The sequence below is a fragment of the Phyllobacterium phragmitis genome (genome assembly GCF_002980495.1).
GTDB classification, from domain to species: domain Bacteria; phylum Pseudomonadota; class Alphaproteobacteria; order Rhizobiales; family Rhizobiaceae; genus Paramesorhizobium; species Paramesorhizobium phragmitis.
The window spans coordinates 66244-75065 of sequence record NZ_PVBR01000024.1 but is presented as its reverse complement, the minus strand read 5'-3'; the positions used below and the strand labels follow the sequence as shown (position 1 = coordinate 75065).

The window sequence follows — 8822 nt, the reverse complement described above, 5'->3', positions numbered from 1 at the left end:
ACCGGCTCCAACGCTGCGCAAGATGAAAGCTACGCGTTTCCGCCGGTTGCTCACACCGCGCCTGTTGGCGTATTCAAAACCACCGGGGCTCTAGTCGCCGCTGGATGAAAGTTCAGTGGCAGGTCAGTGCGGCTGGCGAAGAAAGCCGGGCTCGACCTGCGCCAGTCCAGTCCTATCTCCGGGTCGGCAAGCGAACACTGATCATGTATCAGCGCTATGCCCATGCCAAACAGTTCAAGCGGGCCGGCAAGATGCGGCGCAAGCTGAAGACTTATCTCGGGCGCACCATTCGCGACATTCAACGCCAGATCGCCGGCGATGCCGAGCTGGACGCAATCTTCAAATGGCCGCTCTACCAGGCCTCGACGGTTCTCGAGCACAGGCAACGCCAGCGCGGCCGCAAGATCTACAGCCTGCATGCCCATGAGGTGGAGTGCATCGGCAAGGGCAAGGCGCACGCGCCTTACGAGTTCGGCGTCAAGACCTCCATCGCCACGACGCTGAAGCGCTCAAAGGGCGGCCAGTTCGCCTTGCACGCCATGGCGCTTCCCGGAAACCCGTATGATGGCCACACGCTCGAAACGATCATTCCCGCGATGGAGAGCTCCATCGGCGCCGAGATCGAGGCATCCTCGCCGATGCCGGCTACCGCGGCCATAACGCACCGCCAAGCCACAAGCTGAGGGTCTTTCACCGCCGGCCAGAAACGCCGCGTCACGCCGGCCATCAAGCGCGAGAGGCGACGACGATCGACCGTCGAGCCGGTGATCGGCCACATCAAGAACGAACACAGAATGGGCCGCAATTACCTCGCCCACGCCCAGAGCGATGCAATCAACGCCATCCTGGCCGCTGCCGGATACAACTTCTCCCTCCTGCTCAAGTGGCTGAAGGATCTTTTGTCGCTCTTGATCACTGCGCTTTACATCCGGCCAATGCAGCTTGCCGCTTAACACTTCAATTGTTCACGATCGACGATATCAGGAAGGCGCCTTTTCCGCTTTTGCGCCGAACCACTCTTCAGCCGTTTGGAATGCCTTGACCCTACCCTTATCGAGCTCGAGGATTTTGTTGCATGTGCGCTTCAGCAGGCCATGATTGTGGCTTGCCAGAACGATGATGCCGGCCTTTTCAGCTAGGTCATTCATCCGCTTTTTGGCCTTGTCCTGGAAACTGGGATCCCCTGCACCGATCCATTCATCCATGAGGAGTATTTCCGGCTCGAGGCTGGTCGCCACGGAAAAAGCGAGGCGGGCGGCCATTCCTTGGCTATAGGCCTTGAAGGGAACATCGATGAAATCACCGAGTTCGCTGAACTCGATGATTTCGTCCATCCGCTTCTCGATATCGGCATTGCTCCAGCCATTGATTAGTCCGCGCAAAACAATATTGCGCCGCCCTGTTGCCTCGCGGCGGAAACCGAGATTGATGTTGAACAGGGCATCCACGCGGCCGTGGATCGCGGTGCTCCCCTTTGTTGGTTCGTAGATGCCGTAGAGCACCTTGAGAAGCGTCGTCTTGCCGGCGCCATTGGTCCCGACCAAGCCCAACCGGTCTCCCGCCTCAAGCGAGAAACTCACATCATCGAGTGCTGTGACGAAGCGAGCGCGTCCTACGCCTTCGATATGACCGCCCGTTGGCATGCGCGTATCGCGTGGCGCAAGCGTCAGCTTCTGTCGCAACCGATAGGTCAGACCGAGATTTTCAGCGCGGATCGAGATCATCAAAGCACAAATACGATCTGTTTACGAAATTTTCCAAGCAACAAAATACCCATAATCCAAAGTGCCGCGGCGATAAAAAAGCAGATTGCGAAGGAGTGGACCGGAACCTGCCCTTCTGTAATCGGCAACCGCACAATTTCAATGAAATGCGTAAATGGATTCCATTGATAAAGCCTGTCGCGAAAGCCGCCGCTTCCGCCATACACCCAGAAGATCGGTGTCAGAAACATACCAACCCGCATCAAATTCGAGACGATGAACTGCAGATCGGGGAAGAAGGCCCCGGCAATGGCAAAGACGATAATTGCCGCCGGAATGGTCAGGACGATTTGAATAATCCCGAGAAGCGACCATAACCAGCTTAATGTCGGCATGGTCCCAGTGAGAAGGAGGATTGCCAGGCAGCCGAGCGCGGCATATCCGGTGCGGATGAGCGATTGCATCGTGAGCTTGAGCACATAGACCGATAGTGGCAGCGTCGTGCCCTGGATAAAATTCTCCTCACGACTAAACAACGTCACGCCCAGGATGACGACCTCCTGGAGGAAAAGCCAGACGAGCATTCCGACGGAGACATAGGCGGGAAAATTGTGCACAGGGGAGTGCAGACCGAAGATGAGAACGAACGCGCCAACATAGATAAGATAATTGAGCAGCAGCCAGAGGGGCCCGAGCGCGGTGCGCCGATGCTGGTCGCCGATATCCTCACTGGCAATCGCAATCCATACCCGCCTCATCCTGAGACCGGTTAGAATGTCATCCATCGCAGCACTGATCATACGGTCCATTGCTTCCCCATTTGAAAGTCGCGCGGAGTTAGCATATCGACGCTGAAATGGAAAGCTCCGAGGGTGGCCAAGCTTCTTCGCGGACAGCGACGGCGGCGGGCGGCCTGGCCACAATCGTTGCGCTTGTGACCACGGCGAAAACGAACCAAGTCGATCCGCAGCCTGGCTCACCCAAACCTTCGAGCATATCGCCAATGGCTGGCCCATTAGCGTTCGTGGAGAAAGGTTGACTGAGGACTGCGGTTTTGATTCAAGGCTTCCATTTGGAGGCAGCTTTGGGCGAACGGGTTGGTTTGACGGACGAAGAATGGGTGCTGATCAGCCTGCTTTTACCTGCTGAACGCGGTCGCGGCTGCCGTCCTGCTCAGGACAATCGGCGCTATTTCGAAGGCATGATGTGGATGGCACGCACGGGGGCGCAGTGGCGACATCTGCCTAACGAATATGGCAAGTGGAACAGCGTCTTCCGCCGCTACCGACGATGGGTCGAGACCGGCGTGTTCGAGGCGATGCTCGAAACCCTGGCCGAACTGGTCGAGCGGGATCGTAGCGCCGACATGATCGACAGCACCGTCATCCGGGGCACACCATTGTGCGGTCGGCGTCGTGTCATGGTGATTTCCTTTCAATTTTCATCTGGACAGATCACGCGCGCTGAAGCACCGCGCGCCAGTTTGGAGCGAGTTTCATGTTGGTTCCTCTGATATTGAAAGGATTGCTGTCCGCAGATCCGGCTGATAAACAAAAAGCGGAGGGCCTCCACGAGGTCTTTTACTATTGGGGGGACTACTGATGAAGCGTTTGGGAGCAATCGCGCTTATTGCGGCAGTAAGCGAAGGGCAGCAACTATGACGGGATTCATTGGCAAACAGAGCGAAAGCCCAAACCAGCCTTCGGAGTCCGAGGCCCAACCGACTTCTCAGGGGGTAGTTCTCGACTTAGCAGGGTATTGCCCTATCTGCGAGAAGGAGACGAGATTCGTTGCCAAGGACAAGTGGTATCGAGGATCACTATTGTGCCAAATGTGCACCAACGGGTCGGTGCCGCGAGAGCGGGCGCTAGCGCTGGTATTGCGGGAGACGGTGCCGAACTGGCCCAACCTGTTTATTCACGAATCATCCCCCATGAATCGCGGTATATCCATAGTGCTGAAACGGGATTGCGAGAACTATGTCGGATCTCAGTATTTTCCAGAGCAGCCCTTCGGAACCAAAGTCGGCGAGTGGCAGAATGAAAATCTTGAGGCGCTTACGTTCCCCGACAATTCCTTCGATTTAACGATAACCATGGATGTCATGGAACATGTTTTCCACCCGAAGCTTGCTCTTCAGGAGATCTACCGCACATTGAAGCCGGGCGGATATTACATATGCACTTTCCCAATCAGGAAATATCTGACGGAACCCATGACAGTGCGCGCTTCGATCAAGAATGGTGAGATCGTGCATGCGGATGGAATAACGCCAGAATACCACGGCAATCCCGTCGCGAAAGAAGCGCTGGTCACCGTCGATTATGGCTATGATATCCACCATCTTATTTCCTACTGGACATCATTCGACACGAGAATCTATCGATTCTCCGACCGGCGACACGGGATAATGGGTGAATACACCGAAGTGGTGGTATGCCGAAAACCTGACGTGAACGCTAGACTTCCGGCTAAATGAACGCTCCATTTCGGCGATGAAATTCGCCAGGATCGGGATTTCCCGCGCGCCGTGTTTTACCTTTACAAACTCCCCCGTCGCATAGGTCCACACGGCAGAACGCCATGCGAACAGCGCTTGGCCTTCTGCATTGTATTGCGGATTTGAATCGCCGCGATATGTGATAGTCCGCTCGATATCGTCATAGTCACGTTCTCGGGCCTTGGCGTCGAGATGAGCCTGGATAGCTGACGAGAATGCGCCCTGAGGAGATGCTGTTGCCGACGCCGCTTTGTCCTCTGCAGGGACAAGCCGAGATAGATCTATCGTCGCCATAGTCATCCCCTATTTCACCAAATCATCGAGATTTGGGGCTTGTTGGGCGCGAGCTTCGGCTATCTCCGCATCAACACCATCCTGGGTAAACCTGAATCCGCTCGTTGCTCTACGTCATGCCTTGATCAACCCATCTGCAGCCTCTTGTGCATTGCAGCATACGCACGGTAAGCTGCGGCTGCAAACAAGGACGAGGATTGGCGATGGCTGAATACGATCCCCGCGGAACCCGAATTGACTGTCTGGATGGACTTCGAGGCCTGGCGTCGCTTTGGGTGATGATTGGCCACGCGCTCTTGCTCACGGGTTGGCGCCTGCCTGTTCTGTCGGAGCCTGATCTCGGCGTCGATCTCTTCATCATGCTCTCGGGCTTTTTGATGGTGTTTCACTATCAACTGCGCGCCGGGAAAGAGCCATGGGACCTGACCTCGACCTGGAGAAACTTCTGGGTTCGTCGTTATTTCAGGATCGCGCCGCTTTATTATCTTCTGCTGGCTGTTGCCCTTGTTCTCGGCCCCTGGCTGTTCGAATCGCGAATGGTCATCGACACTTTTCTCGGGAGAACACCGCAGGCGCCGAACCGCTTTCTGGATCACAGCCTGACCAACGGGCTGATGCATGTCAGCTTTCTCTTTGGCCTCGTTCCCGATTATGCCTATCGGACGCCTTTGCCGGACTGGAGCATAGGGCTCGAAATGCAGTTCTATGCCGCGTTTCCCTTCATCATGCTCTTGCTCGGCAAAGCCGGCTGGCTGAAAGGCGCCGCCGTCACGGCCGCTATTGCCATCGCGATCTGGTTGATGCTGAAGCTGCTGGGCATTCATTTTCCGATGCCCGCGTTCCTGCCCTTAAAGATGCACATTTTCCTTTGCGGAATGCTGCTGGCGCTGGCTCTTCATGCCAATGCATCAAGGGCTGTTCTCCACGGTGTGGCGGCCGTAGCCCTCGCGCTTCTGCCAATCGGCGGTGATATGACGGTGGCGAAAATGCTGATGCGGGTTATCCTCGTCGCGATCTTCTTCGCCATGCTCTATCATCGCCTGTTCGGCGGAAAGCTAGGCACAAGGCTCCAGACGGCCTCCTCTTTCCTTGGGAACAATTTTTTCCGATGGCTGGGGGAACTCTCCTTCGGCGCCTATCTCTGGCATCTCATTCTTCTGCAGCCGATTGTCGCCTATTTCATCGGCGCGTATGGCGATACGATCACATCGCCGGTCCGCTTTGCCTTGGTCACGGCGATTCTGGTACCCCTTGTCTATGCGGTCGCCTATGTGACTTTCCTCGCCGTCGAAAAACCCGGCCAGCGGCTTGCAAAACAATTGATCGCCGAAAAGAAACCGCAGCTGGCAGGAGCCTGATCAAGGCTACCGCCGGACAATAGCGGGTAGTCTGGGGGCTGTAGCCTGGCTCAGTCACAGATCCTATGAGGAGGGGTGGATAGCGACCTGCGCTGTGGCAAAGTGAGGTCGTGCACTCAACACCTTACTCTGGAGATAAGCATGCCCGTTGCAGCAGCTAACCGATCCGAAGCGCCGACCGCTATCCGCACCCATCTTGGCGCATTTTTCGTCTCTTTGGAACTGAGCCAATCGAAATGGTTGATCACCTCGCTGTCGCCGGGCGGCGGCGAGAAGATGTCGAAGCATGCGGTGGCGGCCGGCGATGTCGCCGGCATGCTGGCGCGCTTTGCCGAGCTCAACAGGAAGGCAGAGGCGCGGACCGGGCAGTGCTTTCCGATCATCGTGATCCAGGAGGCCGGGCTCGACGGCTTCTGGATCCACCGGGTGCTGGAGGCCGAAGGGATCGAAAGCCACGCCGGTCGATCCGGCCTCGATTGCCACCTCGTGCCGACTGACCTGCCACTGCGAATTTCCTCCACGATGGATTAGAGTCCGGCCTATTAAAGGACGGACGAATGAAGAGCAGAGATTCACCGAAGAGCAGATTATTGCGGTGCTGAAGGAGCAGGAAGCTGGCGCGAAGGTGTCCGACCTCAGCCGTAAGCACGGAATTTCAGAAGCAACGTTTTATAATTGGAAAGCCAAATACGGCGGCATGAAAGTCTCCGATGAGCGAATACCAAGAAATGACTTTGCCCGCGCGCGCATGTGAGCTTGATCACATCGCTCACCGTCGTACTACGCAAGCACCGATGTTGATCGTGCAGCTATGTATCAGGTTTTTATTTTGCATGCTCTGAGTATTGAGGGCAATCAACTAAACTCTTTCTGCACTTGTTTATATTTCATTAAATAACGCAACATTGTCAATATCTAAGCTATGATTTTAGCTCCCTGGTGTAAAATTAATAAGTAATGACCAGCGCATGGCTCACATCCTCTTTGAATCTCAAATCGCACGCCTTCCCCCGGCAAGCGGGGTGGATGGCGCCTTGCGACCGGAAAGACCCGCTGAACCGGCGCGGCTTAGAAGGGAGCGCCACACACATCGTACCACCGGGAGAGGTTAAAAACCGCATCGCGCGGATCGCGTGATGGCCGGACCGAGGTGGTTCAATTGCTATCGCAAGCTGATCCGAAGCATCTCGGCAGGCACAGTGAGCCTATGCGGAATTGAGCGCGTCGCACTGACCACCTCTGTCTCGGCTGCGTGCCCGGCGGGCAGGAGCGCTCAGAATACGAAACATGGTCGAACGCTGCATTCTGCTCATGAAGCCTGTCGATCGAGCGCTCTGCGGGACCGAGCTACTTCCCCGTTTTCCCGCTTCGGGGCGACCGAAGCGCTATTGACCAGCAAACTGCATATGACTGACCCAGAAAAATGCCTAATGTTGCTCATTATCCCTCAAATGGAATGGGTAATAAATCCCATATTGCCCCACGCGCGGGAGCGCGGAGGTTTGTAAATCGCGACCAAACATCTTTGTCGTGGGTGAAGGGCTGGCATGAGGAAACCAGTTTATGCAAATTTCAATCCATATATTAGCAAGGCATTAAGATACACGCGCATCCGGCAATATGTCCGTCTTCGCAGCCTTCCCACTTATCCCTTTTCATCCAAGCGTTAATCCAGAAAATCATTATGAAGAGCTATCGCATTCATGCAGCCAATTACGCGCAATCCCCAAATTTTGATCATGAACCCACTCGTCTCAGCCTCATACCTGTCGGAGCAAATGAAGAGTGCTGGCTTCCCATGCACCGCGCTTTACACATACATGGCAACCGAAACTCCAGCATATTGCCGACCGGATCCAACGCTGTTTGATAAACAGATCTATGTCGAAACTGATGAATTTCTCGACGTGCTGCAGGCATTTCAGCCGCAGGACTATCTTTACGTGCTGAATGGGTGTGAAGAGTCAACGTCTCTTACGGACTACATCACACGCCTGCATTTCAAACCCTGGTGGAATGATCCAAGAACTTCGAGACGCCGCTTTGACAAATATGAAATGCAGGTTGCGCTTGCCGAGGCAGGATTGCCGAGCATAAGGCAGGTCAAGATTCATTCATCATGGACGGACCGCGACTTCCAGGAACGTCTGGGGAGCTTCTGCTTTCCGGCATTCTGCAAGCCCGTGTTGGGATATGGAAGCCTTGGTGCCTTTGCCGCAACGTCCATTGCTGAAGTCAGGCGCGGTATGGACGAGCACCAGCAGGGCCTGAAGATGGAGTATGTGGTACAAGAGCTGGTATGCGGCAAGGAATATATCATAGATACTTTTTCCGCCGAAGGCATGCATTACGTCTGCTCAGTTCAAAAAAATCAGAAAGAACTTATACATAACCGTCCGCTTTACAGAATAACTGAAGTTGAGAAAAATCCAGAGATAATCCTAAAATGCGAGGATTATGCAATCAAAGTGCTCGACGCGCTTGAGCTTAGAAATGGCCCTGCTCACATCGAAATTTTCCTGCAAGAGGATGGCTCTATAAGGCTTATCGAGCTGAACAACAGAGTCAGCGGTGGGCGCGGGGTTGTCAATAAGCTTGCGACGCTGTGCGGCCTGACGAGCCAGGATGCTGCTCTAAGACAGTTGCTCAAATGTGGCAGAATCCTTCCCACCCCATGCGATGCCGCGACTGGCCTGACGAGGGGTATCGTCCTTTATAAGCTCAACGGCGGAGCAGTGGCTGATCCAACACCGAAGCTCGACGCGTTCAAGACGGTGCGGGAGGTTATCATGCTCAGGCCAGTTGGAGAGGAGCTAAGTCCGTGTCCTCGGCCGAGCCTGCTCGATGCGGTCTGCATCATCTTGCTGCACGATCAAAACGAAGAGCTCGTCAATTGTGAGACGCAAGCAATCTTCGCTGGCGAGCGTATCGGCGCGCTCCCGTAGGATACGTCTTCGCTCGACGCAA

The 8822-nt window shown here is 55.1% G+C and carries 6 protein-coding genes and 4 pseudogenes; 7 read left to right on the top strand and 3 right to left on the bottom strand.

What is annotated here, in order from left to right; genetic code table 11:
• Window positions 1–120: 120 nt before the first annotated feature.
• Window positions 121–953, top strand: a pseudogene (locus tag C5748_RS23300) (transposase); the annotation flags it as partial.
• Between the two features lie 27 nt (window positions 954–980).
• On the opposite strand, the gene C5748_RS23295 reads toward C5748_RS23300, so the two are convergent.
• A complete protein-coding gene (locus C5748_RS23295) occupies window positions 981–1724 on the bottom strand; it encodes an ABC transporter ATP-binding protein (RefSeq protein ID WP_105744820.1) in 744 nt (247 codons plus the stop codon).
• Window positions 1724–2512 carry an ABC transporter permease gene (locus C5748_RS23290; RefSeq protein WP_105744818.1) on the bottom strand — a complete coding sequence of 263 codons (789 nt, stop codon included), beginning with the start codon at window positions 2510–2512 and terminating at the stop codon, window positions 1724–1726. The genes C5748_RS23295 and C5748_RS23290 overlap by 1 nt, the downstream gene beginning before the upstream one ends.
• A 311-nt stretch (window positions 2513–2823) precedes the next feature.
• Between C5748_RS23290 and C5748_RS23285 the strand changes: the two genes are divergently transcribed.
• Together C5748_RS23285 and C5748_RS23280 are read left to right on the top strand one after the other, a co-directional pair.
• Window positions 2824–3216 carry a transposase gene (locus C5748_RS23285; RefSeq protein WP_425350293.1) on the top strand — a complete coding sequence of 131 codons (393 nt, stop codon included), beginning with the start codon at window positions 2824–2826 and terminating at the stop codon, window positions 3214–3216.
• A 144-nt stretch (window positions 3217–3360) separates the two neighbouring features.
• The gene (locus tag C5748_RS23280; RefSeq protein ID WP_105744815.1) at window positions 3361–4182 is read left to right on the top strand and encodes a class I SAM-dependent methyltransferase; all 822 of its coding nucleotides are present in this window, start codon (window positions 3361–3363) and stop codon (window positions 4180–4182) included.
• A gap of 6 nt (window positions 4183–4188) precedes the next feature.
• Here the strand turns inward: C5748_RS23280 and C5748_RS29045 are convergent.
• Window positions 4189–4497: pseudogene (locus C5748_RS29045) on the bottom strand (hypothetical protein); the annotation flags it as partial.
• A 203-nt stretch (window positions 4498–4700) separates the two neighbouring features.
• On the opposite strand from C5748_RS29045, the gene C5748_RS23270 reads away from it, so the two are divergent.
• The 4 genes and pseudogenes from C5748_RS23270 to C5748_RS23255 all read left to right on the top strand — a co-directional run bounded on the left by C5748_RS23270 (window position 4701) and on the right by C5748_RS23255 (window position 8800).
• The gene (locus tag C5748_RS23270) at window positions 4701–5855 is read left to right on the top strand and encodes an acyltransferase family protein (RefSeq protein ID WP_105744813.1); all 1155 of its coding nucleotides are present in this window, start codon (window positions 4701–4703) and stop codon (window positions 5853–5855) included.
• A 141-nt stretch (window positions 5856–5996) separates the two neighbouring features.
• Window positions 5997–6348, top strand: a pseudogene (locus tag C5748_RS23265) (IS110 family transposase); the annotation flags it as partial.
• A 48-nt stretch (window positions 6349–6396) separates the two neighbouring features.
• Window positions 6397–6573 (top strand): annotated as a pseudogene (locus C5748_RS23260) (transposase); the annotation flags it as partial.
• A gap of 985 nt (window positions 6574–7558) precedes the next feature.
• A complete protein-coding gene (locus C5748_RS23255) occupies window positions 7559–8800 on the top strand; it encodes an ATP-grasp domain-containing protein (RefSeq protein ID WP_105744811.1) in 1242 nt (413 codons plus the stop codon).
• The last annotated feature ends 22 nt before the right edge of the window (window positions 8801–8822 follow it).

What these genes read in the sequence shown, in the direction of transcription:
- C5748_RS23295 (WP_105744820.1), bottom strand. Translation starts at nt 1,724, where the DNA reads ATGATCTCGATCCGCGCTGAAAATCTCGGTCTGACCTATCGGTTGCGA.
- C5748_RS23290 (WP_105744818.1), bottom strand. Translation starts at nt 2,512, where the DNA reads ATGGACCGTATGATCAGTGCTGCGATGGATGACATTCTAACCGGTCTC.
- C5748_RS23280 (WP_105744815.1), top strand. Translation starts at nt 3,361, where the DNA reads ATGACGGGATTCATTGGCAAACAGAGCGAAAGCCCAAACCAGCCTTCG.
- C5748_RS23270 (WP_105744813.1), top strand. Translation starts at nt 4,701, where the DNA reads ATGGCTGAATACGATCCCCGCGGAACCCGAATTGACTGTCTGGATGGA.
- C5748_RS23255 (WP_105744811.1), top strand. Translation starts at nt 7,559, where the DNA reads ATGCAGCCAATTACGCGCAATCCCCAAATTTTGATCATGAACCCACTC.